This is a genomic window from Pedobacter heparinus, from assembly GCF_032678725.1.
Classification (GTDB): Bacteria; Bacteroidota; Bacteroidia; order Sphingobacteriales; family Sphingobacteriaceae; genus Pedobacter; species Pedobacter heparinus_A.
Map to the genome: position 1 here is coordinate 93088 of NZ_JAVTSC010000011.1, position 24698 is coordinate 117785.

General features: G+C 42.5%; 23 protein-coding genes. 12 read left to right on the forward strand and 11 right to left on the reverse strand.

The genetic code is table 11. From position 1 onward, the window contains the following. Window positions 1-49 precede the first annotated feature (49 nt). Together rlmH and R2Q85_RS16825 are read left to right on the forward strand one after the other, a co-directional pair. Window positions 50-523 carry a 23S rRNA (pseudouridine(1915)-N(3))-methyltransferase RlmH gene (gene rlmH / locus R2Q85_RS16820; RefSeq protein WP_316812971.1) on the forward strand — a complete coding sequence of 158 codons (474 nt, stop codon included), beginning with the start codon at window positions 50-52 and terminating at the stop codon, window positions 521-523. 59 nt (window positions 524-582) lie between these two features. Continuing rightward, window positions 583-711 (forward strand): hypothetical protein, encoded by a 129-nt coding sequence (locus tag R2Q85_RS16825; protein ID WP_316812972.1) that lies wholly within the window; start codon window positions 583-585, stop codon window positions 709-711. Window positions 712-776: 65 nt separating this feature from the next. On the opposite strand, the gene R2Q85_RS16830 is transcribed toward R2Q85_RS16825, so the two are convergent. From R2Q85_RS16830 to R2Q85_RS16840, 3 genes are all read right to left on the reverse strand, one after another. Then, window positions 777-1316 (reverse strand): DUF5606 domain-containing protein, encoded by a 540-nt coding sequence (locus R2Q85_RS16830; RefSeq protein WP_316812973.1) that lies wholly within the window; start codon window positions 1314-1316, stop codon window positions 777-779. Window position 1317: 1 nt separating this feature from the next. Continuing rightward, window positions 1318-1755: a peptidylprolyl isomerase gene (locus R2Q85_RS16835; RefSeq protein WP_316812974.1), complete on the reverse strand. Its 438-nt coding sequence runs from the start codon at window positions 1753-1755 to the stop codon at window positions 1318-1320. 135 nt (window positions 1756-1890) lie between these two features. Continuing rightward, window positions 1891-2535 (reverse strand): hypothetical protein, encoded by a 645-nt coding sequence (locus R2Q85_RS16840; protein ID WP_316812975.1) that lies wholly within the window; start codon window positions 2533-2535, stop codon window positions 1891-1893. Between the two features lie 138 nt (window positions 2536-2673). On the opposite strand from R2Q85_RS16840, the gene R2Q85_RS16845 reads away from it, so the two are divergent. Together R2Q85_RS16845 and R2Q85_RS16850 are read left to right on the forward strand one after the other, a co-directional pair. Continuing rightward, window positions 2674-3138 carry an NUDIX domain-containing protein gene (locus R2Q85_RS16845; protein ID WP_316812976.1) on the forward strand — a complete coding sequence of 155 codons (465 nt, stop codon included), beginning with the start codon at window positions 2674-2676 and terminating at the stop codon, window positions 3136-3138. Between the two features lie 74 nt (window positions 3139-3212). Next, on the forward strand, window positions 3213-4475 hold the full coding sequence (locus R2Q85_RS16850) for an asparagine synthetase B (protein ID WP_410478894.1): 1263 nt from the start codon (window positions 3213-3215) through the stop codon (window positions 4473-4475). Here the strand turns inward: R2Q85_RS16850 and R2Q85_RS16855 are convergent. From R2Q85_RS16855 to lpxK, 3 genes are read right to left on the reverse strand one after another with little or no spacing between them, the layout of a single operon-like run. Next, window positions 4472-6487 carry a putative porin gene (locus R2Q85_RS16855; RefSeq protein WP_316812977.1) on the reverse strand — a complete coding sequence of 672 codons (2016 nt, stop codon included), beginning with the start codon at window positions 6485-6487 and terminating at the stop codon, window positions 4472-4474. The two genes, R2Q85_RS16850 and R2Q85_RS16855, sit on opposite strands and share 4 nt — an antisense overlap. Further along, window positions 6487-7302 carry a purine-nucleoside phosphorylase gene (locus R2Q85_RS16860; protein WP_316812978.1) on the reverse strand — a complete coding sequence of 272 codons (816 nt, stop codon included), beginning with the start codon at window positions 7300-7302 and terminating at the stop codon, window positions 6487-6489. The genes R2Q85_RS16855 and R2Q85_RS16860 overlap by 1 nt, the downstream gene beginning before the upstream one ends. Then, the gene (gene lpxK, locus R2Q85_RS16865; protein ID WP_316812979.1) at window positions 7274-8335 is read right to left on the reverse strand and encodes a tetraacyldisaccharide 4'-kinase; all 1062 of its coding nucleotides are present in this window, start codon (window positions 8333-8335) and stop codon (window positions 7274-7276) included. The genes R2Q85_RS16860 and lpxK overlap by 29 nt, the downstream gene beginning before the upstream one ends. Window positions 8336-8447: 112 nt before the next feature. On the opposite strand from lpxK, the gene pruA reads away from it, so the two are divergent. Then, window positions 8448-10079 carry an L-glutamate gamma-semialdehyde dehydrogenase gene (gene pruA, locus R2Q85_RS16870; protein WP_316812980.1) on the forward strand — a complete coding sequence of 544 codons (1632 nt, stop codon included), beginning with the start codon at window positions 8448-8450 and terminating at the stop codon, window positions 10077-10079. Between the two features lie 185 nt (window positions 10080-10264). Here pruA and R2Q85_RS16875 read toward each other — a convergent pair whose 3' ends face one another. From R2Q85_RS16875 to R2Q85_RS16885, 3 genes are all read right to left on the reverse strand, one after another. Then, window positions 10265-10936 (reverse strand): carbonic anhydrase, encoded by a 672-nt coding sequence (locus R2Q85_RS16875; protein ID WP_316812981.1) that lies wholly within the window; start codon window positions 10934-10936, stop codon window positions 10265-10267. Window positions 10937-10941: 5 nt separating this feature from the next. Then, window positions 10942-12546, reverse strand: coding sequence for a SulP family inorganic anion transporter (locus tag R2Q85_RS16880; protein WP_316812982.1), 1605 nt, complete (start codon window positions 12544-12546; stop codon window positions 10942-10944). A 78-nt stretch (window positions 12547-12624) separates the two neighbouring features. After that, window positions 12625-12963 carry a hypothetical protein gene (locus R2Q85_RS16885; protein WP_316812983.1) on the reverse strand — a complete coding sequence of 113 codons (339 nt, stop codon included), beginning with the start codon at window positions 12961-12963 and terminating at the stop codon, window positions 12625-12627. A gap of 198 nt (window positions 12964-13161) precedes the next feature. Here R2Q85_RS16885 and R2Q85_RS16890 point away from each other — a divergent pair, with 198 nt between their 5' ends. The 7 genes from R2Q85_RS16890 to R2Q85_RS16920 all read left to right on the forward strand — a co-directional run bounded on the left by R2Q85_RS16890 (window position 13162) and on the right by R2Q85_RS16920 (window position 21317). Continuing rightward, on the forward strand, window positions 13162-14394 hold the full coding sequence (locus R2Q85_RS16890; RefSeq protein ID WP_316812984.1) for a porin: 1233 nt from the start codon (window positions 13162-13164) through the stop codon (window positions 14392-14394). A gap of 35 nt (window positions 14395-14429) precedes the next feature. Continuing rightward, complete coding sequence (locus R2Q85_RS16895) at window positions 14430-15971, forward strand: acyl-CoA carboxylase subunit beta (RefSeq protein ID WP_316812985.1); 1542 nt, start codon at window positions 14430-14432, stop codon at window positions 15969-15971. Beyond that, window positions 15971-17155 (forward strand): MFS transporter, encoded by a 1185-nt coding sequence (locus tag R2Q85_RS16900; RefSeq protein ID WP_316812986.1) that lies wholly within the window; start codon window positions 15971-15973, stop codon window positions 17153-17155. Before R2Q85_RS16895 ends, R2Q85_RS16900 begins: the two co-directional genes overlap by 1 nt. Then, entirely contained in the window at window positions 17136-17555 is a 420-nt protein-coding gene (locus R2Q85_RS16905) for a GNAT family N-acetyltransferase (RefSeq protein WP_316812987.1), read from the forward strand. The genes R2Q85_RS16900 and R2Q85_RS16905 overlap by 20 nt, the downstream gene beginning before the upstream one ends. Before the next feature lie 51 nt (window positions 17556-17606). Continuing rightward, complete coding sequence (locus tag R2Q85_RS16910) at window positions 17607-18722, forward strand: M42 family metallopeptidase (RefSeq protein WP_316812988.1); 1116 nt, start codon at window positions 17607-17609, stop codon at window positions 18720-18722. Between the two features lie 45 nt (window positions 18723-18767). Continuing rightward, window positions 18768-20321 carry a helicase HerA-like domain-containing protein gene (locus R2Q85_RS16915; protein ID WP_316812989.1) on the forward strand — a complete coding sequence of 518 codons (1554 nt, stop codon included), beginning with the start codon at window positions 18768-18770 and terminating at the stop codon, window positions 20319-20321. 96 nt (window positions 20322-20417) lie between these two features. Then, window positions 20418-21317, forward strand: coding sequence for an NDP-sugar synthase (locus tag R2Q85_RS16920; protein ID WP_316812990.1), 900 nt, complete (start codon window positions 20418-20420; stop codon window positions 21315-21317). A 68-nt stretch (window positions 21318-21385) separates the two neighbouring features. Here R2Q85_RS16920 and dnaK read toward each other — a convergent pair whose 3' ends face one another. Next, the gene (gene dnaK, locus R2Q85_RS16925; RefSeq protein WP_316812991.1) at window positions 21386-23305 is read right to left on the reverse strand and encodes a molecular chaperone DnaK; all 1920 of its coding nucleotides are present in this window, start codon (window positions 23303-23305) and stop codon (window positions 21386-21388) included. Between the two features lie 171 nt (window positions 23306-23476). Then, window positions 23477-24688: an SAM-dependent methyltransferase gene (locus R2Q85_RS16930; protein WP_316812992.1), complete on the reverse strand. Its 1212-nt coding sequence runs from the start codon at window positions 24686-24688 to the stop codon at window positions 23477-23479. Window positions 24689-24698 lie beyond the last annotated feature (10 nt).

Here is a 24698-nt window from a genome sequence, read left to right on the forward strand (position 1 = left end):
AAGATGTTACGGAGCGTTTGGGTGCTAATATAAACAATAGATCAATTAAATGAAGATTACATTACTGGTTGTAGGGAAGACGGAAGATAAGTACCTGATAACGGGCATGGAGAAATACCTGAACCGGCTGAAGCATTATATTGGTTTTAACCTGTTGGTCATCCCTGAACTAAAGAACACCAAAAACCTCACAGAAACACAGCAAAAATCAAAAGAGGCAGAACTGATCTTAAAGCAGCTGAGCAACCTGGATGCTGTTATTCTGCTGGATGAGAAGGGAAAAAAGTATACTTCCCTGTCTTTTTCGAATTATTTAAACAAACAGCTGATCGGAAGTGTTCAGCATTTGGTTTTTATCATCGGTGGGCCTTATGGTTTTGACGAAAGTATGTATAAGCGCGCCAATGGCAGCATGTCCTTGTCGGACATGACATTCTCCCATCAAATGGTCCGTTTATTTTTTGTCGAACAATTGTACCGGGCATTTAGTATATTGAAAGGGGAACCTTATCACCACGAATAATAAAAAAGGATTTGTGGAAATTTAGCCCATAACACATCATCATATAAAAGGAGGTTATTATGCGTTTACCATCAGATTATAAAAGAGATTACAGGTTCAAAAGCAATCCAAAAAAAGACAGGCTCAGTTACCTTATCGCTATTGTGCTATCAGTGATTGCATTTTTGCTGATCTGGTACCTGTTTTAATGTAAAATAAAGCGGCATAAAAAAGGGCAGCTTAGGGCTGCCCTTTTTTATTGCCAAAGGAATATTTACACTCCTTTTTTACTCGTCATATTGGCCTTTTTAGCGGGCTGGGCTGTTTTACTTGGGGCCTTTGCATTGGCCGGTTTTGGCGTAGCTTTAGGCTTTTTCTCTATTTTTTCTTCTCCTTTAACCGCTTCACCTTCTGCAGGTGCAGCAGGTGCCTCTTCGCTAAACAATGGCAGGTCTTTCAATAAATGATACCAGCTCACGATTTTCTTCATATCAGAAGCATAAACTTTCTCCTGGTCGTGGTTTGGCGCTACTGCTGTAAAAAATTCTTTCAGCACTTTAGGGTCTGCTTTTGCGTCAGGAACATTTCCTTTAGCAGCTACTATGTTTGCCAGAACATCCGTTAATTTTAAGTCCTCGTCTTCACCGTATACCGTAATGTCTTCTAACGAAGCAAGTTTGGTTGTACTGATGTTGGCTACAATTTTAACTTTCTGTGCATCCAGGCTTTCCAGAACATATCCTGCTTTGTTCTGACCAACCAGTTTAAATAAACCAGGTCTTCCAGATACTGCTACAATTCCTCTTAAATTCATATTAATCTTCTATTACTTCGATGCCTAAAATTTTGTCACCTTGTTTAATGTCATCAACAACATCAACGTTTTCGATCACCTTACCAAAAACGGTATGGTTTCTGTCCAGGTGTGCAGTATTGTCTCTGCTATGGCAGATAAAAAACTGAGAGCCGCCGGTATTTCTTCCGGCATGTGCCATTGACAATACACCACGGTCATGGTATTGGTTTTCACCTGTCAGTTCACAATCAATTTTGTAACCAGGGCCACCAGCGCCGGTTCCGGTAGGATCGCCGCCCTGAACAACAAAATTAGGGATCACCCTGTGAAAGGTTACGCCATTATAAAAACCATCTTTTGCTAATTTTAAAAAGTTAGCAACTGTATTTGGTGCATCCTGGTCATAAAACTGAACCGTCATGTCACCTTTATCTGTTTTAATTATTGCTTTGCTCATGATCATCTTTGTAAATGGCAAAAATAGTAAAATCAAATGATTACAGAAGCGAATGATGTTAAAAAGCGTTAAAATATAAAAGCGGCGGTATGAATTCATGCCGCCGCTTCAGGTTTTTAAATCATTTATTGCTTTCTATATGGGCAACAGGCCATCTTTCACCAGCTGGTCTACCAATACTTTAGGGTAGGTACTGACAAAATTATCAATGGAACCCGGGTTAACGGTTTGCGATTGTGCAGACCAGATGAGTTTGTTGCTACTGATGTCGTACAGATTTGTTTCCATGAAATAGGTTTTATCTGTTACGTAATACCCTGGTTCATAAAACATAGGCCCCCAATAGTTGTAATAGCTGTAAAAGCCGCCATACCACCTGTAATACGGAAATGGTGCATAGCCTCTGCTGCCCGGAACATACCTGGTTTCGCTGTTTTTGTCAATCATGGATATGGTCATGATGAAATTTGCACCAGCACTCCTGATCTTTGACATCAGCTGTTTTTCAGGAGGGATTTTCTGATAAAACTCAGGATTAAAATATTCGTTTCCTTTAACCGTTTTTACGTTCTTTTGGGCCAGCAGTGTAGTAAACCCGTTTTCGAGTTCTGTTCTTACCTTTATGTTCCTGGTCAGAGAAGTAATAAAGATCGTTTGTCCACCCAACATTTTTCCCTTTGCAGCACCATCAACCCAGGATCCTGTAACCCTGGTAATCGGGCTGCAAGACCATATCATTCCACTAACCAGCAGCATGACATACATCGTTATTCGTTTCATAACCAACATTTTAATATAAAAACATAAAAAATATAAAAAGGTTTAAAATTCCCTGGTAAAAATAGCGTTACTACCAGGAGGTTTGCCAGTGCAGACAACGGATGCTACTGGCATTAAAATTGCAAATGTTTACCAGAGATGAAACAGAGTTATGGCATATTGTTATACAGATGGAAAGCAGGACAACCTGAATTTTTCCTGGTGCATCCGGGCGGGCCATTCTTCGTAAATAAACATGCCGGGACATGGACCATCCCAAAAGGAGAAGCCAACGCAGGTGAAGCTCCGCTTCATACCGCCATCAGGGAATTTGAAGAAGAAACGGGCTATCGCCCGTCAGGGCATTTCATTCCACTGGCGCCTATCGTTCAAAAAGGGGGTAAACAGGTGCATTGCTGGGCGGTTGAAGGCGATCTGGATGCAGGCTCCATCCGCAGCAATACGTTTGAACTGGAATGGCCTCCGCATTCGGCAAAAAAACAGACCTTCAGAGAAGTCGATCATGCAGAATGGTATAATTTTGAAGAGGCCAGTAAGATGATCAATGAAAAACAACAGGACCTGCTCGTACAATTCAGCAACCTGGCAAAAAACAACATCTGATTGCGCCGGGCGCCGGGATAATTTACTTTTTTTTAAAGCGTTATATCATTACATTCGTATCCATGCCCTGTTTTATGACTCCTAAACGGATCCTTGTTTTATTCTTTGTATTGTGCTGTAGCCTCATGGTCAGGGCATCGGCTATTCTGATCTATATGGACGAGGATCAGAAAAATCATTTAAAGGCTTATGGCATCACCTACTGGAGCATTAAGCAACAGGCCGATGTAAGCTGGCTGTTAAATTACAGGGGCGGCAGTTTCCTGATTAAATACAATAAAGCAGTAGAAGACGAATGTAAAGTACGGGGTGTTTCTTACCAGGTATTGCCTGATGGAAAAGTGACTGCAATTTTAAATGAGATCAGTGACCCGCAGGTAAATATGGAAATGGTCAAACTGGAAAAAGCGCCTAAAATTGCGGTGTATTCGCCCAAAAGCAAACTCCCCTGGGATGATGCGGTAACACTGGTGCTTACCTATGCCGAAATCCCTTATGATGTGGTTTACGATGATGAAGTGCTGAAAGATAAATTAACCGGTTACGACTGGCTGCACATGCACCATGAGGATTTTACAGGACAATACGGACGTTTCTGGAGCGCTTTCAGGAATGCTACCTGGTATCGGGAAGATGTGAAAAACCAGGAGGCAGCAGCGAAAAGGAATGGCTTTAAAAAGGTTTCGGAAATGAAACTGGCGGTAGCGAAAAGGATAAAAGAGTTTTGTGCCGGTGGCGGGTTCTTATTTGCCATGTGCTCTGGTACAGACAGCTTCGACATTGCCTTAAGTGCTGAAGGGCTTGACATCTGTGAAAGTATGTTTGATGGGGATGCTGCCGATCCGCAGGCACAGGCAAAACTGAACTTCAACCAGACCTTTGCCTTTAAAGATTTTCAGCTGGACCTGAACCCTGCCAATTACGAGTTTTCGGACATTGATGTAACCCAGACCCGGAGCTTAAACCAAAGCAATGACTATTTTACCTTATTCGATTTCTCGGCCAAATGGGACCTGGTACCCACGATGCTGACCCAAAACCACGATAAAGTGATCAAAGGTTTTATGGGCCAGACTACTGCTTTTAGAAAGCGGCTGGTGAAACCAGGCGTTACCGTACTGGGCGAAAATAAAGGTGCCGAGGAGGTACGCTACCTGAACGGGGAAATCGGCAAGGGTCAGTTCACTTTTTATGGGGGTCATGATCCTGAAGATTACCAGCATGCCGTAGGCGACCCGCCTACAGACCTTAATTTACATCCAAATTCTCCGGGTTACCGGCTGATCTTAAATAATGTATTGTTTCCGGCAGCTAAAAAAAGGCCGCAAAAAACTTAATCATAAAAATTCCACTGTACGCCAAATTTGAACAATAACCTGTCCTGCATTGGATATTGGTTGATGGTGTAATAGCCTTTTACCGGGAAACCCTGGTTTACGTAGTCGCATTTCACAAACAGGTTGGCCTTTCTTAAACTTGCCTTTACCCATACATCAACAATTGGGGTGGTGTCAAATGTCCTGTTGTCACGCCCTACATAAAACTGTCCTGATGCCGGCGAATAAGAATAATTTTTATAGGGGGTATTGTACCGCACATCAAAACCCACATTGGTTTTGAGTACCTTGAAAAAGGTCTGGTCGAGGTAAAAACTGTTAAAAGTATATACTTCCGGGACGCGCAGGATACCAGGATTGTCTGTTTTTTGGTAAACAAGATAGCTGTCCAGGTGAAATTTGCCCCATTTGAATTTCTTGCCAAGGGCAATCTTAAGCAGGTTTATGCTCCCGCCAAGCTGAACCGGCCTGATGCCGTTCTTGCTTGCTGAACTCATGGTATCCTGCTCAAAATACAGGTAATTGCTGATCAGGTAATATTCTGCGGTGGCATCAAACTTCAATTTTTCATTGAGGTATTTAAAAGAGAGGTTGATGGTCTTGGTGCGGTCAAAGTTATTTAACCAGCTGTAATGGTTCCCGACATAGCGGTTGAAAAGTTCTTCAGGAGATTTATTCTGGAAATAAGCACCTAAAACTACTCGGCCTACCGAATTGCTCAGCAGCACATTGCTCCTGGCCTCATACAGAAAATCGCCGGTATTGAGGCCCTGAAAAATCTGTTCTACATCAACGTTCAGATCTATCCTGTTGCTGAACCGGTAACCCGCTGCCCCCAGCAAAGTAATGTTCTGGAAAACAGAATTATACTGGTAAAAATTGGTTTTATCCCTGTAGCGGCCCAGTTGAGTATAGTTGTAATAATCATGCCGTATCCCTGCATCCAGTTTTAGTTCATTTTTAATGATGGTGCTTCCCTTTGCCCTGAGAAAGAAGCTATAGATAAATTCGTTCTGAATGTGCTTGTAACTGGTGCTGTCATTGGTAAAGGTACTATCAGCATATCCAATGGGAAACACCGAATGATCGTCGGCCTCATCCTTTTGAAAAGCGTAAGAATTTTTATTGTATTTAAAGGTATAGGCAATTTTGTTGGTGGGCAGGATCTTGTCTGAGATTTCCTGGGCAAGACTATCTATACGGCCTACAAAATAGGTTTGTTTGAGCATAAAGGTACCTTGTCGCCATATTTGCCTTGCGTTGTTTAACCTTATCCGCTCAGCTATACGGTTAAGCCCCAGTTGGGAAACGCTGGTGTAAATACTGTCATTGGTGATGGAACCATTTTCTGCAGCCTTTAAGGTGTTAAATACCACATTGCTCCATAAATTGTAGCGCTTGCCCGGCGATTGGTACCAGGTAAAAAGTGCGCCGTTTAAGTGATCTCCTCTTTGCCGGGCATAAACACCATTGGCTCCGATCCGGTTAAAGTTGGCGCCTATATTAAAGTTCTTTTTTACATTTTGAGAATGGATTACCCTAAAAACCTGTTCTACATCGCTCGCCGCAACATAGTATAAACTGGTAAAGGGTGTGCGGGCCTGGTAATATTTTACATCGTCCTGGGTCATCGCGTAATCATCCAGCGTATGGAAGCCTGCATCAAAGCCTATGGTTTTAAGTGGTTCAAACAACATTGGCATGGCTGCGAGCCCCAGATTTCCGGTACTTACTGTCGGCCTGCGTGGCTGAACCAGTACACTAAAATTCTGAAAGCCATTTAAGGTGGTATCAAGGGCCAGGGTCTGGATGCTGTCTTTGGTTAGCTTAAGGGTGGTGTAGCGTACGTATTTAGAATTAAATACCACAGAATCCTGTCCTTCTTCTTCCTTTTTCCTTAAAGAGTCCAGCTCCTTATTGTCTTTAACTGTAGTTTTTAAATCCTGCGCAGTCAATTGCCCAACACCAAAGCTGATCAGCAGCAAAACAAATAAAACAATGCGTTTATACATTACAGCGTTGAAATTAACTGGCTCAATATTTTAGTCATATCAGGTTCGGCAGCGCTTGCGGTTTCCAGGATTTCTTCCAGGCTAACCGGCACCAGCACTTCTGTAAAACCTTCATCGGTTAGTACTGAGATCGCAAATACAGGAATCCCCATATGCTTGGCTACAATAACTTCCGGAACCGTACTCATCCCGACTGCATCACCACCAATGATCCTAAGATACTTATATTCTGCTTTTGTTTCCAAATTAGGCCCGGTTACAGAAACGTATACGCCCTGATGACAATTAATGCCTTCTTTTTTTGCAATTTTCATAGCTGCATCAATCAGTTTACGGCTGTATGGCTGGCTCATATCCGGAAACCTTGGGCCCATATCTGTATCATTGTGCCCTCTTAGCGGGCTTTCAGGCTGTAAATTGATGTGGTCATTTATGATCATCAGATCACCCTTTTTAAAATCCGGGTTTAATGAACCCGCAGCATTGGATACAAACAGACAATGTATACCGAGCGCTTTCATTGCCCGGATAGGGAAGGTAATCTGCTGCATGCTATACCCCTCATAAAAATGCAGGCGACCCTGCATCGCAATTACTTTCTTGCCTTTTAATGTTCCAAAGATGAGTTTGCCCGAATGGAATTCCAGTGTAGAAATGGGGAAATTGGGTATATTGGAATACATCAGATTGTACTCCACTTCAATTTCCGTAACCAAACCACCTAAGCCAGTCCCTAAAACAATTCCAATTTCAGGCTGAAAATTACTGGTCTTGCGTTTTATATATTCAACGGTTTCGTGTAGTGCTTGAAACATAATTTAAAATCTTTTGATCAAAGGTAGCTTTATCTTCGTGTTGTAAGTCTATTTTAATTGGCAAATAAAAGACCGGTAAATTTAACAGTAATTCTTTTAAGCTGATAGCTAATAAACGTTGTGCATCCTTTTCTGTTGTTACAATGATCTTTTCTTTTTCAGGATGGTCGTTAAATGCATTGACCAACTGCCGGATGTTCTGCCTGCTGAACTGGTGATGATCGGGATAGTCGTAATGCCGGATCTGCGCGGAATATTTTTTTAAGTGCGAATGCAGCGGCGCGGGATTGGCTATCCCGGTCAGCAGAAAAATGCTGGCATGTGCCGGAATTTCTGCGCAGGCCATTTCCACTCCGGAAAATAAAGGTTTCAGTTTGCCATAGCTCAGGAAAGAAAAAGCCAGCTGACCTGAACTTCCTTCTTTAAATTTTTGAGTACATTTTGACCTTTCTGCCGCGTCCATTGTTACAGGAGCTTTGGTAACGAGCAGCAGCTGTGCCCTTTTATAGGCGCTAAAAGGCTCTCTTAAATTTCCCGCAGGCAGCAGCAACTGCGGCTTTAACAGCTTTTCATACTCAAAAAGCAAAACATTCAGGCCGGCCTTTACGGCCCGGTGCTGGAAGGCATCATCCAGCAGGATCAGATCATGCTGGTCTTTTAGCAGGTTGATCCCTTTTACCCGGTCTTCACAAACCGCTACGGTAACCTTAGGGAACTTGCGATAGAACTGCATGGGCTCATCACCTATGGTTTCTGCGGTGGCATGTTCGTCGGCAAGGATAAAACCGCTTGTTTTACGACCATATCCCCTGCTCAGGATGGCAATTTTATAGCCCCCCAGCAACTTCACCAGATATTCGGTTACCGGGCTTTTACCTGAACCGCCTACAACCAGGTTACCTACGCAGATTACGGGCAGGTCAAAACGGGTGGATTTAAGCAGGCCAAGATTATACAGCTTGTTCCTGCATATCACCACGATGCCGTAAAGTACAGCAAAGGGGAACAATATCAGCCTCAGTTTGTTGATCATATTTGTTTTCAAAAATAGGAATTATTAGGCGCCTTACATGCGTTTGACGGAATAAACCCTTAGCCCCGTAATAAAAAATAACCTTACCTTTGCAGAAACAACTTATTATATCATGCTTAAAGGATTTTTTAACGTACCAACCCCTGTTAATGAACCCATTATGGGTTATGCACCCGGGAGTAAAGAACGTGAACTTTTAATGGCTGCTATCGCCGATGCCCGTTCCAGACAAATAGAAATACCAATGCACATTGCGGGTAAGGAGGTACATACGGACCATAAAGGAAAAGTTACACCACCACACGATCATCAACATATTCTGGGACAATACAGCCAGGGTGATCAGACACATGTAACACAGGCTATCGATGCGGCGCTGGCAGCTAAGGCCAATTGGGAAAACCTGGCCTGGGAACACCGGGCTGCTATATTTTTGAAGGCGGCAGATTTAATTGCAGGACCTTACCGCTATCAACTGAATGCGGCCACCATGCTGGGCCAGAGTAAAAATGCTTACCAGGCCGAGATTGATTCTGCATGTGAACTGATCGACTTTTTACGTTTTAATGTCAGTTACATGGCTGACATCTATAAACAGCAGCCACCTGTATCACCAACGGGATCCTGGAACAGGGTTGAACAACGCCCGCTTGAGGGTTTTGTTTTTGCTTTAACTCCTTTCAATTTTACCGCAATTGCCGGTAATTTGCCAACCTCGGCGGCCATGATGGGCAATGTGGTGGTATGGAAGCCTGCCAATACACAGATTTTTGCCGCAAATGTATTGATGCAGATCTTTAAAGAGGCCGGGCTACCTGATGGGGTGATCAACCTGGTTTATGTTTCCGGTCCTGATGCGGGTGAGGTCATTTTTAACCATCCTGATTTTGCAGGCATCCACTTTACTGGTTCTACAGGAGTTTTCCAGAACATCTGGAAAACCATTGGCAATAACATCCATAAATTTAAAACTTATCCGCGTATCGTTGGAGAAACTGGTGGTAAGGATTTTATTCTGGTACATGGATCGGCGGAAGCGGAAGCTTCCAGTACCGCAATTATCCGCGGTGCTTTTGAATACCAGGGACAGAAATGCTCTGCTGCTTCACGGGTGTATATCGCTAAAAGTATCTGGCCTGAGGTAAAAGAATACATGCTGCGTGATCTGGCTACTTTTAAAATGGGTGGTACGGAAGACTTCAGTAATTTTATCAATGCGGTTATTGATGAAAATTCTTTCGATAAGCTGGCTAAATACATTGATAAGGCGAAAAAAGACAAAGGCGTAACACTTATTGCCGGTGGTGCTTATGACAAGACCAAGGGCTATTTTATCGAACCGACTGTTCTGCTGGTTGATGACCCGAAATACACCACGATGTGTGAAGAACTGTTTGGCCCTGTTTTGACGGTTTACGTTTATGAAGACAAGGATTTCGACAAAGTATTGGACATCATTGATACCACTTCGATATATGCCTTAACTGGCGCTGTAATTGCCCGGGACCGTTATGCCATCGCTAAAGCAACGCATGCCCTAAGAAATGCTGCCGGCAACTTTTACATCAATGATAAATGTACAGGTGCAGTTGTTGGTCAGCAGCCTTTTGGCGGAGCCAGAGGCTCCGGAACCAATGATAAGGCCGGATCTATGATCAATCTTTTACGCTGGGTTTCCCCGCGTGCGATCAAAGAGACTTTTGACATGCCAAAGGACTACAGGTATCCGTTTTTAATTAGTTAAAACAAAGAACTCCCGGCTCATCGCCGGGAGTTCTTTGTTTTAGTATTCAAAATAAGTATGCATCCTGCAATATACACCATGCCTGACAGGAAAATTACCTTCTCTGAAAAAGCATAGGCGTTTTTCTGATTTTTCATAAAGAAAAATCGGGAATATGCCAGCTTTTGAAGAGAACGGTTATTTTCTTATTTTCCAACCTGCATTTTAAACACCGGAGAAATGTCATCAGCACTTGAAGCGCTAACTTTCAAATCAGTAATCAGCCCTGTTTGCAGGCTATAAACCCATGCATGCACGGAAAGCTCCTGTCCTGATGCCCATGCATTCTGTACAATTGAAGTACTCATCACATTGGCTGCACCCTCGATGGCATTCAGTTCAACAAGACGATCAGATCGTTTTTGCGGATCTTTGATGGTTGACATCTCCCTTTCATGCAAACGGATCACATCTTTAATGTTCCTTAACCAGTTGTCGATCAATCCAACCTGTTTATCACCCAGGGCCGCATTTACACCACCGCAACCGTAATGACCACATACAATAATGTGTTTTACTTTTAATACATTGACTGAATAATCCAGTACGCTAAGTAAGTTCATATCTGTATGGCTCACTACGTTAGCAATGTTCCTGTGTACAAAAATATCGCCAGGCATCGTATTGGTGATCTGGTTGGCAGGCACACGGCTGTCTGAGCAGCCTATCCATAAAACAGGAGGGGCCTGGCCGGCTGATAACCTGTCAAAAAAAGTAGGGTCTTCCTTAAGCGTCTCTGCTACCCAGTCTTTATTCCCCTTTAATAAGCTATCGTATGTGATATGATCTGTTTGTTGTTTTTCTAATTTCGCGCACATAATAATTAATTGTTAATTTCTTCAATGATTTTATTGTTCAATTTTGGCACGGTATACTGTTCCTTAATATTTTCCAGGATCACAATAATGCCCTTTGTATAAGCATTATGCTTATAATTAAAAATGGTTTCCAGCACATCCGGATCTATATACCGGGAATTGGTTCCATCAATAATGACATTTGTTTCTTTTGGAATTTTATTGAGTACCACCTGTATGGCGGCTTTATTTAGGAAAGATACTTCTTCTGCCAATTTGATCCTGATGTTTTTCTTATTGCCTTCTTCCTGGATCTTATAGAAATAGGGATTTCTCATATTGGTACGCAACAGGTAAAATACCGAGAACAACATGCCTACGCCCACTCCTTTTAAAAGATCGGTAAGCAGCACAGCAACAATGGTCACCACAAATGGGACAAACTGGTCCCAGCCCTTATGATACATATGCTTAAATAAATCCACTCGCGCAAGTTTATAACCTGTTACCAATAGTATAGCTGCCAAACATGCCAAAGGTATCATATTTATCAGACCTGGAATAAAAAGCAGGGATAAAAGTAACCATATGCCATGAAATATGGCCGACATCTTGGTTCTTCCTCCCGCATTCACATTGGCCGAGCTGCGTACGATAACAGATGTCATCGGAAGTCCGCCTACCAATCCGCTGATAATATTTCCTGTGCCCTGTGCCATTAACTCTCTGTTGGTAGGTGACACTCTTTTGATCGGGTCTATTTTATCAATGGCCTCGATACTTAATAAAGTTTCCAAACTAGCTACAACGGCTATTGTTGCGGCGACCAGCCATACTTTACCGTTGGTAATCGCCGAGAAATCAGGGGTTGTAAAAAGACCCACAAACTCCGACCAGCCATTCACAACCGGAATTTCAACCATTTGTTTTGCACCTAACGCATAAGGGGTATTCTGAAAAACCACCGCCAATGCAACGCCAACCACTACCACCAGTAATGGGGCAGGTATCACGCTCAGTTTCTTAAACTTCGGCCAGAAAATAAGTATGGCGATACTAAGTGAGCTGATCACGATTGCTGCAATACCAAAATGGCTCAAAGCATTGGTAATAGCAGAAAACGTATTTTGATTGTCGTTTTGAAAAAAACTCTCATCTCCGAAAAAATCAGAATCTACACCCAATGCATGTGGCAATTGTTTCAGGATCAATGTCAGCCCGATCGCTGCCAGCATTCCTTCAATTACACTTGAGGGAAAATAATTTCCAATGGTCCCCCCCTTTAATAAACCCAGGATCAGCTGCATTACCCCTGCCAATACCACGGCTAATATAAATATCTGGTAACTGCCTAACTGGCCTATAGCCCCAAGTACAATAGCCGTAAGCCCGGCAGCCGGCCCACTTACACTTAATTGAGAGCCGCTAAAACTGGCAACCACTATACCGCCTACTATGCCGGTAACAATACCTGCAAACAGTGGCGCCCCAGAGGCCAAAGCAATACCCAGACACAATGGTAAGGCCACTAAAAAAACGACAATACTCGATGGCAGATCCCGTTTTAAATTCTTTTTTAATATATACTTCTTCACTTCCAATCTTGAAAAGATCGAGTTTCCGCTTTGCATAAAACTAAGTTTTAATGTTTAACTAATTTTTAAATCAGCGCACAGCAATTCCATGAAAGGAACCCTTATGCGTAAAAATCAGCACCGGTTAGGAGGCGGCGTAGGCACAGAGGGATGGAACGGATCGACATACCGTTTGAAGTGGTCAAGAAAACTGTTGTTTACGCCAAAATGACTCAATACAGCTAAAAAGCTATAGTCATAATGCATATCGATCTTAAAATCACAAAGTTTCACTTTTGCTTTGCCACTATCGCCGTCTGCACTATGCTCTACTTCTATTTGCATGATCACAGCGTTCATGATCTCTTTATCTATGTGATTGAAAAATACAGGCGCACCAGAGATCATCATCTTGGCTGAGAAGATGCCTAAAAAGGTGATGATGATCAATAAGCGATATTTCCTTAGGAACATTTATTTCTGTATTTTTTATTGCAATTCTCCAAAAATAACGCCAAAATGAGCTATCCAACAAATTGTCGTGTAATAAAAATGTAATTTAGTTGTTATAAAATAGGAAATGCGGCAGTTAAACTTTTAAAACAAGGCGCTCATTATAGGAAAATGAAGCATTAAGCGTATTTTAGGCGGTTCAAATACTTTTGATCATTTATGAAACAAGTTCTATACGTTTTGTTGCTTTGCCCGGTTTTTATGTTTGCGCAAAGCAATAACTCCCCTTCAACTTACGATACACATGAAATAGCCATCACCGGTTATTTGCAAACGCAATATCAAAGGGCACAATCCGCCGGGATTTCTTCTTTTTCAGGAGGTGATTTTGCAGAAAATTCGAAAGATCGCTTTATGATCCGCAGGGGCAGGTTAAAAATTGACAGGGCAGATAAATATTCAAGCATTGTATTTCAGATCGATGCCACTCAAAACGGGGTGCAGCTCATGGATGCGTTCATACAGCTCCATCAACCGGACTCGAAAGCCTTGCTGTTTACAGCCGGGTTATTTAACCGCCCGTTTGGACATTCTATTGTTTATTCGTCGGGATACCGGGATTTTCCGGAACGGGCAAGGGTATTTCAGACCCTGATGCCCCGTGAAAGAGATCTGGGTGCAATGCTGACGTTCAGACCTGAGGGCAAGTTTGATTTTCTTACTGCTGAAGTAGCGGTGATCAATGGAAGCGGTCATTCGTCAAGGGATTATGATTCCAAAAAAGATATTGTGGGCAACCTGGGTTTTAAATTTGACAGCCTGGCCTATAAAAAACTGCACCTGGGTTTTGGGGGCTCATTTTACAAAGGCTCCGTGCGCAGCGACACTGAAAGCTATTTTACGAGCGATGGCAATGGATTTGTTAAAAACACCAGTCCGGATAACATTGACTGGAATGCAAAACGTGATTATTACGGCGCAAACCTGCAGCTCCAGTACGACAACACTTTTGGAACAACTTCATTTAAAGCGGAATATATTGGCGGGACACAACCTGGCATAGCCAGCTCAGCCAGTATTAAAGGACCCACCGCCAGCATGAGTTTTTCGAGCCAGCCAGATACAGACCTCTATTTACGCCCATTTTCAGGGTATTACCTCTGGCTTACGCAGCAAATCGCTAAAAGCAGGTTTTCAGCTTTGCTGGCTTACGATTCTTATGATCCAAACAGAGATGTAACAGAAACGGAAATTGGTGCAAACAACAACAATACCACAGCAGCTGACATCAAATTTAATACCCTGGGCTATGGCATGGCCTGCCTGATCAATTCAAGAATGAAGCTGACGGTTTATAACGAACATGTAGTGAATGACCCCACCCAATTGACGGGCTATCTGGAGGATCTGAAAGATGATGTGTTTACCGTAAGACTGCAATACCGCTGGTGATAGTATATTTATGATATTTGATAAAATCATTTTAAATGAAGGATAAAATAGAGGTATTACAGGATAAGATTAAACAGGCCCAGGCTGGTGGAGGGGCCCTGAGAATTGAAAGTCAGCATAAAAAGGGGAAACTAACGGCCAGAGAACGGATCCATTTTTTAATGGACGAAAATTCCTTTGAAGAAATTGGCATGATGGTTACCCATCGAAGTACTGACTTTGGAATGGAACGCGAAAAATACCTGGGCGATGGAGTAGTAACCGGATATGGCAATATTAATGGTCGCCTGGTATATGTATTCTCGCAGGATTTTACCGTATTTGGTGGATCTTTATCTGAAACCCATGCCGAAAAGATCTGTAAGATCATGGATATGGCCATGAAAAATGGCGCACCTGTTATTGGCTTGAATGATAGTGGTGGTGCCCGTATACAGGAAGGCGTTGTTTCTTTGGGTGGTTATGCGGATATATTTTACAAGAATGTACAGGCTTCCGGCGTAGTGCCGCAGCTATCGGCCATAATGGGCCCATGTGCTGGCGGGGCAGTATATTCGCCAGCCATTACTGATTTTATATTAATGGTTGAACACACTTCTTATATGTTTGTTACCGGGCCAAATGTGGTAAAAACAGTAACGCATGAAGAGGTTAGCTCAGAAGAACTTGGCGGGGCAGCTACCCATGCCACAAAATCGGGTGTAACCCATTTTGCATGTGCGAATGAGCTGGATGCCATTAATCATGTAAAAAGATTATTGAGCTACATGCCGCAAAACTGTGAGGAAATACCTGCGTCACTGGCTTATGAAGGCGCTGAAGAAAGCAGGCCTTTGCTAAATGACATCATGCCCCAAAATGCAAATCAGCCATACGATGTACGCAGCGTAATCGCTGAAACGGTAGACGGCGAAAGCTTTTTGGAAGTTCATGCGGCTTATGCGGAAAATATTGTTGTTGGCTTTGCCCGTTTGGCGGGAAGAAGCATTGGTATTGTAGCCAATCAGCCTGCTTATCTTGCAGGAGTGCTGGACAACCATGCTTCTGCCAAAGCTGCAAGGTTTGTCCGCTTTTGCGATTGCTTCAACATCCCTTTACTTGTTTTTGAAGATGTTCCGGGATTTTTACCGGGAACAGACCAGGAGTGGAATGGCATCATTACCAACGGCGCTAAACTACTTTATGCTTTTAGTGAGGCCACTGTACCCCGTATTACGGTCATTACCAGGAAGGCTTATGGCGGGGCCTACGACGTGATGAACTCCAAACACATCGGCGCAGATTTAAATTATGCCTGGCCAACTGCTGAAATTGCGGTAATGGGTGCAAAGGGTGCCGCTGAAATTATTTTCAAAAAAGAGATCAGCACTGCAGAAAATCCGGAAGAAAAATGGCTGGAAAAAGAAAAACTGTATTCAGCTATTTTTGCAAATCCTTACAGGGCTGCCGAACGTGGCTTTATCGATGAAGTGATTGAGCCTGCCCAAACCCGCAGCAAACTGATCAAAGCTTTTAAAATGCTGGAAAACAAAGTGGTGAACAATCCACGTAAAAAGCATGGAAATATTCCTTTATAATGCAGTTAAACCGGTCCGACGTTTTATTAATGGCCTTTTGTACAGGCCTTATTGTTGCCAATATCTACTATTGCCAGCCATTGGTGATCCTGGTGGCCGCGGAGTTTAACCTTACGGAAAGCCAGGCAGGGCAGATTACTTATTTGACCCAGGCAGGATATGCGCTTGGCTTATTTTTGATTGTGCCGCTGGGAGATATGTTTGAACGCCGCAAACAAATTCTGATGATCACAGCCATAGCGATAGCGGCCTTGTTACTTGCAGCCCTTTCTCCTACTTTTCTGTTGCTGCAGATGGCCTGCGTGTTAATTGGGGCAAGTTCCATTATTCCGCAGTTAATCTTGCCAATGGCTGCCAACCTGACTTCAGACGAAGAAAGAGGCCCGACAATCGGCATCATCATGAGTGGATTGCTGATTGGCATACTGGCCTCAAGGGCGCTAAGTGGAAGTATAGGGTTTTTATGGGGCTGGCGTACCATGTATTTTATTGCTGCCGGGATCTGCTCCCTGCTGCTGCTGTTAATGGCCAGGCGTTTTCCGCAAAGCCAGCCGGCATTTAAAGGAACATATAAAACACTCCTGCTGTCCATGTGGCATTATATCAAAACCCAGCCGGTTCTCCGTGAAGCTTCCATCATCAACTTTCTGGCCTTTGCTATTCTTAGCGGTTTCTGGACGACAATGGTACTTTTTCTGGCCAATCCTCCTTTTAGTTTTCAAACGCTGCAAATTGGCTTATTTGGAATTGCCGGAGCTGCCGGTGCCCTGGCAGCCCCATTGGTTGGCAGATGGAGCGGTGGAAAGAACCCGCGTAAAAATCTACTTACAGGTTTGCTGTTGCAGTTGCTGAGTATTGCTGCTTTTTATTTTACAGGCAGCCATTTATACCTGTTTGTAATGGGGATAATTTTGATTGACATAGGCCAACAGGCCATTCATGTAACCAACCAGACCAGGATCTACACACTGGTACCTGAAGCGCGTAACCGTTTAAATACCATTTTTATGTCCGTCAGTTTTATTGGCGCATCATTTGGGTCTGCCTTTGGATTATGGCTATGGGAAAAAGGGGCTTGGGCTTTATTTTGTCTTGGCACGACATTGGTTGTGCTCCTGAATCTATTCATTTACATTTTTTACAGTTATAAGATTAAGGTTAATCATGGAAAAGGTACAGATTGAACAGATCAGGTTTGATTTAACCTGGCGCATCAGACACGAAGTCATGTATCCCGATTCGGCATATGAGGTGATTAAACTGGAAGACGATCCAAAAGGAATACATTTTGGGCTTTTTGCAAATGATCAGCTGGTTACCGTAGTTTCCTTATTTAATGAGGGTAAAATATACAGGTTCAGAAAATTTGCAACCATTGTTGCCGCCCAGGGTAAGGGATACGGGTCATTGATGTTAAACCACATTATCAATTATGTCAAAACCATGGGGGCAGAGAAATTATGGTGCAATGCCAGGGTTTCTGCAGCAGATTTCTATGGCAGATTTGGATTTGTACAAACAGATCAGCGATCTCTGAGTAAGGGCATCGATTTTGTCATTATGCAGTTAGAACTTAACAATTAACTTGACGCTTAAACCCGGATTTATATATTTGTTTATATTAAAAATAAAATAATGGCTAAAAAGAAAGACGACAAGCAGAATCATGTTGCTGTGGTTAATAAAAAATCACTCCAATTTTTTGAAGAATATATCAACAATCCATCTCCTACCGGCTTTGAATATCCTGGCCAGAAATTATGGCTGGATTACTTAAAGCCTTATATAGACGAAAGTTTTATTGACAATTATGGCACTGCAGTAGGTGTGATTAATCCGAAAGCAGATTTTAAGGTGGTTATTGAAGCCCATGCCGATGAAATATCCTGGTTTGTAAATTATATCACTGCTGATGGCCTGATCTACGTGATCCGGAATGGTGGGTCCGATCATCAGATTGCGCCTTCTAAACGCGTTAATATCCATACGGATAAGGGAATGGTTAAAGCGGTGTTTGGCTGGCCAGCCATACATACCCGTGGCGCAGGTGAAAAAGAAGAAGCTCCTGCCCTGAAGAACATATTTCTTGACTGTGGATGTACCACTAAAGAAGAAGTGGAAAAACTGGGCGTCCACGTAGGCTGCGTAATAACTTATGAGGATGAATTTATGGTGTTGAATGACCGCTATTATGTGGGCCGGGCATTGGATAACCGTGCCGGTGGGTTTATGATTGCTGAAGTAGCGCGCTTACTTAAAGAGAACAAGCAAAAACTACCTTTTGGCCTGTACATTGTAAACTCCGTACAGGAAGAGATTGGTTTAAGGGGAGCAGAAATGATTGCCAGCAGCATTAAACCACATGTGGCAATTATTACGGATGTAACTCACGATACCACAACCCCGATGATCAATAAGATCACACAAGGTGACCTGGCCTGTGGCAAAGGTCCGGTTGTTTCCTATGCGCCCGCAGTTCAGACCAATCTGAACAAATTATTGATCGCAACAGCCGAAAAGAATAACATTCCTTTTCAGCGCCAGGCATCGTCACGTTCAACCGGAACCGATACTGATGCATTTGCCTATTCCAACGGAGGTGTGCCTTCTGCATTGATCTCGCTCCCGCTTCGCTATATGCATACCACCGTAGAGATGATTCATAAAGAGGATGTGGACAATGTGATCCGCTTAATTTATCACTCCTTGCTGAACATCAAAAAAGACCATGATTTCAGGTATGGAAAATAATCAGGCCTCCGGGGTTTGTTAATTTATAATTAAAACAACACTAACATGAGCGATCAATCCGCAAAATTTACAGAAAAGATCAAAGCTTCTTATAAACCAACCGGTTCTTATATTTATTTGGGCGCCGGCATATTAAACGGAGCGGTACTGGCTGAGGCGGAAGTAAACCTGTCGCTGCACATGATGAACAGACACGGTCTGGTGGCCGGGGCAACCGGTACAGGAAAAACCCGCACACTGCAGCTCCTGGCTGAACAATTATCTGATGCAGGCGTTCCGGTTTTTATGTTAGATGTAAAAGGTGATCTTTCGGGATTGAACCAGCCTGGCCCTATCAACCCCAAAATTGAAGAAAGGGCACAGCAACTTAATAAACCCTTTGCGCCTGCCGGTTTTCCACTGGAGTTGTATTCTTTATCAGGTAAAATGGGAGCGCAGATGCGGGCTACTGTTTTGGAATTCGGACCAACTTTACTGGCAAAAATACTGGATCTGAATGATACACAGACTGGTGTACTGGCAGTGATTTTTAAGTATGCTGATGACCATAAAATGCCCATCATTGACCTCAACGACCTTAAAAAACTGGTTTCTTATCTGTCAGAAGAAGAAGGTGCGGAGGAAATCAAAAGTGAATATGGAAAAATATCCTCCGCTACTTCGGGTACGATCTTAAGAAAGATTGTTGCTATAGAACAGCAAGGTCTGGGCGCGATGTTTGGAGAACGTTCTTTTGACATCGAAGACCTTTTTAGCAAAATTGATGGAAAAGGGACCATCAGTCTGCTCAACATTTCCGATGTTCAGAATCAACCGGTCCTGTATTCAACTTTTCTATTGAGTTTGCTGGCAGAAATCTTCTACAGCATGCCTGAAGCCGGCGACCTGGACAAGCCCAAACTGGTTTTCTTTTTTGATGAGGCCCATCTGTTGTTTAAGGATTCATCTAAAGCCTTTTTAGAACAGATTGAAACCATCATCAGGTTAATCCGTTCTAAGGGCATCGGAGTCTTCTTTTGCACCCAGTCTCCTACTGACGTACCTGAAAGTGTATTGTCACAATTGGGAAACCGCATACAACATGCACTAAGGGTATTTACGCCCAATGATGCAGATGCCTTAAAAAAAACAGTGAATACCTATCCGAGATCAGATTTTTACAAAATTGATGAGATATTGACATCTTTAGGAACGGGTCAGGCGCTGATCACTGTATTAAACGAAAAGGGAATTCCAACAGAAGTAGCAGCTACCATGCTTACCCCGCCAAGGGCGATCATGGGACCATTAACTACGGCAGAATACAATGCCCTTATGCAAGGCAGTGACATGACGGCAAAATATCAGGAAGCCATAGACCCGGAAAGTGCCTATGAAATACTGACCAAACGGGTAAATGACAGGCAGGCAGAGCAGGAAAGCCAAAGCCAGGCGGAAGCACCCCAAACAACTCCTAAAGGAGAAAAAAGTATCATGGAGAAAGTAATGGGAGCCACGATAACCCGACAGATCGGAAAAGAAATTGTCAGGGGCTTATTTGGCATGCTGACCGGGAAGAGGCCCAGAAGCAGTGGCGGGAAAGGTATATTCGGTTTTTAAATAAAAATCTACTTTTACTAAATCAAAAAATGTATTTTAGCCCCATAAATTTTATCTTATTACACTGAATATTAACCCAATTACTATTTTTATTGAATGAAACCAACTTTATTAATATTAGCAGCCGGTATGGCAAGCCGCTACGGCAGTATGAAACAAATTGATGGCTTTGGCCCAAATGGCGAAACCATTATTGACTATTCTATATATGATGCGATAAAAGCAGGCTTTGGCAAGGTGGTATTCATTATTAAAGAAGAGTTTGTAGACAACTTTAAGGCGATTTTTGAACCGAAACTTAAAGGAAAAATTGAAACTGATTATGTATTCCAGAACTTTGATCTAAAGCAATTTGGCATTGAGGAGGAAATTTACCGCGAAAAGCCATGGGGTACTGCGCATGCCATTCTTTCTGCCAGAAAAGTGATCAAAGAACCATTTTGCGTGATCAATGCTGATGATTATTATGGTTTTGATGCCTTCAAAAAAATGGTCGACTTTTTAAATGAAGAGGCTACAGACAGCAACTATTCTATTGTTGGTTACCAGATCGGAAAAACCCTGTCAGACTTTGGTTCAGTTTCCCGCGGTGTTTGTAAAACCAATGCTGCAGGTTACCTGGAAGAAATCACAGAACGCACCCAGGTTTATAAAAAAGGAGATGGAATCGTCTATGAAGAAAACGGGGCAGAATATCCCCTGGAATTCAACACGCCTGTTTCCATGAACTTCTGGGGATTTACACCTGCTGTTTTTAAACTGACTGAGGATCTGTTTAAAGTATTTGCTCTAGAAAATAAAGACAAACCAAAGGCTGAATTCTTTATCCCTTTAATTGGAGAAAATCTGGTTAAAAACAATACGGCCAGTTTTAAAGTGATCCCGACAGACAATCAATGGTTTGGAGTAACTTATAAAGAAGATAAACCTTTTGTTCAAAACAGCATAGACCAGTTGGTAAAAGACGGAACATATCCGGAAAACCTTTGGAACTAATTTAAAATTCTAAAAGAAAAGGCCCTGATCATACTGATCAGGGCCTTTTCTTTTAATAGGATTAACAATTACTTCTTATCGTCTTTCACTTCTTCAAAGTCCACATCTGTAACGTTATCGCCACCGTCAGCTGCTTGTCCGTCAGCATGTGCTTCGGCACCTGGTTCTGGCTGTGCTGCACCATCTTGTCCGGCTTTATACATCTCTTCAGAAGCAGCATTCCATGCATTCTGTAAGGCTTCCTGAGCAGCATCAATATCTGCAAAGTTCCTTGCGGCATGTGCGTCTTTAAGTTTTTTCAAGCCTTCTTCAATAGGTGCTTTTTTATCAGCAGAAAGCTTGTCTCCAAATTCTTTCAGTTGCTTCTCTGTCGAGAAGATCAAAGCATCAGCACTGTTGATTTTTTCAGCTTCTTCTTTAGCTGCCTTATCAGCATCAGCATTTTGCTCTGCTTCTTCTTTCATCCTTTTGATCTCTTCATCAGTTAAGCCTGAAGAAGCTTCAATACGGATTTTTTGCTCTTTACCAGTAGCTTTATCTTTAGCACTTACGTGTAAAATACCATTGGCATCAATATCAAATGCAACTTCTACCTGAGGAACGCCACGTGGAGCTGGTGGGATGCCATCTAAGATGAAACGGCCAATCGTACGGTTTTGAGCAGCCATAGGACGCTCACCCTGTAAGATATGGATTTCTACCGAAGGCTGGTTATCAGCAGCAGTAGAGAAAGTTTCTGCTTTCTTAGAAGGAATAGTAGTATTGGCATCAATCAATTTAGTCATTACACCTCCCATAGTTTCAATACCTAAAGAAAGTGGGGTAACATCTAATAACAATACATCTTTAACTTCCCCTGTTAATACACCACCTTGAATTGCAGCACCGATAGCCACCACCTCATCAGGATTCACACCTTTAGAAGGCTCTTTACCAAAGAAAGCTTTAACTGCTTCCTGGATAGCAGGCATACGCGTAGAACCACCAACTAAGATGATCTCATCAATGTCACTTGTTTTTAAACCTGCGTTTTTCAATGCTGATTTACAAGGATCAATTGTACGTTTGATTAAATCTCCGGCCAATTGTTCAAATTTAGCCCGGCTTAGCGTTCTTACCAGGTGTTTAGGTCCTGTTGCATCAGCAGTGATATAAGGAAGGTTGATTTCCGTAGAAGTAGTACTGGAAAGCTCAATTTTTGCTTTTTCTGCTGCTTCTTTTAAACGTTGCAAAGCCATTGGATCCTGATGAAGGTCCATGCCGTTCTCTGTTTTAAACTCTTCAGCCAGCCATTCAATAATGATATGGTCAAAGTCATCGCCACCCAAGTGCGTATCACCATCTGTAGATTTTACTTCAAATACACCATCACCCAGTTCAAGCACTGAAACGTCATGCGTACCACCACCGCAGTCAAACACAACGATCTTCATATCTTTATGCGCTTTATCCAAACCATAAGCTAAAGCAGCAGCAGTAGGCTCATTAATGATACGTTTTACATTTAAACCTGCAATTTCACCAGCTTCTTTTGTCGCCTGACGCTGAGCATCATTAAAGTAAGCAGGAACTGTAATGACAGCTTCAGTCACTTCATGACCTAAGAAATCTTCTGCAGTTTTCTTCATCTTCTGCAAAATCATTGCAGACAGTTCCTGAGGAGTATATTTACGGTCGTCAATCTCTACACGAGGTGTATTGTTGTCGCCCTTTACCACTTTATATGGCACACGTCCGGCTTCTTTTGAAACCTCCGCAAAACTGCTACCCATAAAGCGCTTAATTGAATAAATTGTTTTTGTTGGGTTAGTAATAGCCTGGCGTTTAGCCGGCTCACCTACTTTACGTTCACCATTCTCTGCAAATGCAACAATGGATGGCGTAGTACGTTTACCCTCACTGTTGGCTATAACTACAGGTTCGTTACCTTCCATTACGGCTACGCAAGAGTTTGTTGTTCCTAAGTCTATACCAATAATTTTTGACATGTTATTTATCTCTGTTTATGTTATGAAATCTTATTATTTAGTATCTGTTTAACAAGCAATGTGCCAATTGAGTTTTGGCAGAAAATACTCCCTGCAAGGAATAATTAAAGAAATTTATGGCCGAAAGCTGTTACAAAAATGTGACAGTATGACAGAAATCAGCCTTTAATTCTATTTATCAAGTCCAAACAATCTCTCCAAATGATGATAACCGATTCCAAAATAAGCCTTGGATTCTTCCACCTTTTGTTTGATCTCAGTTTTCCTCACTTCCCGGTCCTTAACAGAAGTAACCGGACCAGCGGTCCTGATCCCTACCACCAACACGTTCTTAGGCGTATGTGCGTCAGAGATGAATTCAAATATTTTGGTTTTATAACCAAAGTATTCCAGAATCAAAGCCCTGATCCCATCTGTTACCATCTCTGCCTGACGTTCCATGAAGATGCCATACTTTGTTAAAAAAGAAAGTTCATTTTTGGCTTTGTTCTTTTCCATTTCTCTTCTGATCTGCTTATGGCAGCAGGGCGCCACAACAATCAGCCCTGCATTTGCCATGATCCCTTTATAGATCGCATCATCTGTTGCCGTATCACAGGCATGAAGCGCGATGAGCAGATCGATGGATCCTACTGTATAATCCGCTATCGTTCCCCGGACAAAATCAAGTTTATCAAACCCCGACCTTCCGGCGATTCCATTACACAAAGCAACCAGATCTTCCCTGTACTCTACCCCTGTTACTTTAGCATCTAGCTTTAACACATGATGCAGATAGTCGTATAAGGCAAAAGTCAGGTACCCTTTACCGGAACCCATGTCCACTACATTATTGATTTTTCCTGCAGGTAACTCTCTAATGAGCGCAGTCAGGATCTCTATATACTGATTGATCTGACGATATTTATCCTGGGCATTTTTGAATACATTTCCATCCGCATCACTAATCTTCAACTCCTGTAAATAGCTCTTTCCACCGGGCTGAATGATGCGTTTCTTTTCTTTATTATGGGCTAATGTAGGTTGTACTTTAGTTTTCACTTCTTTTTCCCTTACAGAGATCAGTTGATGCTTGCCATGTTCCAGGATCACTTCCTTTTCAGTGGTAAATAAAGTTGCTATCCTAAAGTCATTGCTTATAAAATTCCCCGTTAACGTGATCCCTTCCGTTACCGGAAAATTCTTGATGATATCCCGGGTTTTATACCGGTAAGTAAACGAAAGCATAGCGGCTCTTTTAATCTTAACCAGCCGCACATAAATATTCTTCAATTCTTTTTCATTCCCCTGGTAATTACCCATTGAAATTTTGACAAATACGCCGGTTGTGATGCTTTGCGACAGCTGATCCTTAAATTGCTGTAAATGGACTTGATTGGACATGAAAATTCAT

Excerpts from the sequence above, each read along its gene's own strand:
- R2Q85_RS16830 (WP_316812973.1), bottom strand. The coding sequence starts at position 1,316 with ATGAATTTAAGAGGAATTGTAGCAGTATCTGGAAGACCTGGTTTATTT.
- rlmH (WP_316812971.1), top strand. The coding sequence starts at position 50 with ATGAAGATTACATTACTGGTTGTAGGGAAGACGGAAGATAAGTACCTG.
- R2Q85_RS16900 (WP_316812986.1), top strand. The coding sequence starts at position 15,971 with ATGCAGTTAAACCGGTCCGACGTTTTATTAATGGCCTTTTGTACAGGC.
- pruA (WP_316812980.1), top strand. The coding sequence starts at position 8,448 with ATGCTTAAAGGATTTTTTAACGTACCAACCCCTGTTAATGAACCCATT.
- R2Q85_RS16895 (WP_316812985.1), top strand. The coding sequence starts at position 14,430 with ATGAAGGATAAAATAGAGGTATTACAGGATAAGATTAAACAGGCCCAG.
- R2Q85_RS16915 (WP_316812989.1), top strand. The coding sequence starts at position 18,768 with ATGAGCGATCAATCCGCAAAATTTACAGAAAAGATCAAAGCTTCTTAT.
- R2Q85_RS16875 (WP_316812981.1), bottom strand. The coding sequence starts at position 10,936 with ATGTGCGCGAAATTAGAAAAACAACAAACAGATCATATCACATACGAT.
- R2Q85_RS16835 (WP_316812974.1), bottom strand. The coding sequence starts at position 1,755 with ATGAGCAAAGCAATAATTAAAACAGATAAAGGTGACATGACGGTTCAG.
- R2Q85_RS16885 (WP_316812983.1), bottom strand. The coding sequence starts at position 12,963 with ATGTTCCTAAGGAAATATCGCTTATTGATCATCATCACCTTTTTAGGC.
- lpxK (WP_316812979.1), bottom strand. The coding sequence starts at position 8,335 with ATGATCAACAAACTGAGGCTGATATTGTTCCCCTTTGCTGTACTTTAC.
- R2Q85_RS16910 (WP_316812988.1), top strand. The coding sequence starts at position 17,607 with ATGGCTAAAAAGAAAGACGACAAGCAGAATCATGTTGCTGTGGTTAAT.
- dnaK (WP_316812991.1), bottom strand. The coding sequence starts at position 23,305 with ATGTCAAAAATTATTGGTATAGACTTAGGAACAACAAACTCTTGCGTA.
- R2Q85_RS16880 (WP_316812982.1), bottom strand. The coding sequence starts at position 12,546 with ATGCAAAGCGGAAACTCGATCTTTTCAAGATTGGAAGTGAAGAAGTAT.
- R2Q85_RS16845 (WP_316812976.1), top strand. The coding sequence starts at position 2,674 with ATGAAACAGAGTTATGGCATATTGTTATACAGATGGAAAGCAGGACAA.
- R2Q85_RS16860 (WP_316812978.1), bottom strand. The coding sequence starts at position 7,302 with ATGTTTCAAGCACTACACGAAACCGTTGAATATATAAAACGCAAGACC.
- R2Q85_RS16840 (WP_316812975.1), bottom strand. The coding sequence starts at position 2,535 with ATGAAACGAATAACGATGTATGTCATGCTGCTGGTTAGTGGAATGATA.
- R2Q85_RS16825 (WP_316812972.1), top strand. The coding sequence starts at position 583 with ATGCGTTTACCATCAGATTATAAAAGAGATTACAGGTTCAAAAGCAAT.
- R2Q85_RS16855 (WP_316812977.1), bottom strand. The coding sequence starts at position 6,487 with ATGTATAAACGCATTGTTTTATTTGTTTTGCTGCTGATCAGCTTTGGT.
- R2Q85_RS16930 (WP_316812992.1), bottom strand. The coding sequence starts at position 24,688 with ATGTCCAATCAAGTCCATTTACAGCAATTTAAGGATCAGCTGTCGCAA.
- R2Q85_RS16905 (WP_316812987.1), top strand. The coding sequence starts at position 17,136 with ATGGAAAAGGTACAGATTGAACAGATCAGGTTTGATTTAACCTGGCGC.
- R2Q85_RS16850 (WP_410478894.1), top strand. The coding sequence starts at position 3,213 with ATGACTCCTAAACGGATCCTTGTTTTATTCTTTGTATTGTGCTGTAGC.
- R2Q85_RS16920 (WP_316812990.1), top strand. The coding sequence starts at position 20,418 with ATGAAACCAACTTTATTAATATTAGCAGCCGGTATGGCAAGCCGCTAC.
- R2Q85_RS16890 (WP_316812984.1), top strand. The coding sequence starts at position 13,162 with ATGAAACAAGTTCTATACGTTTTGTTGCTTTGCCCGGTTTTTATGTTT.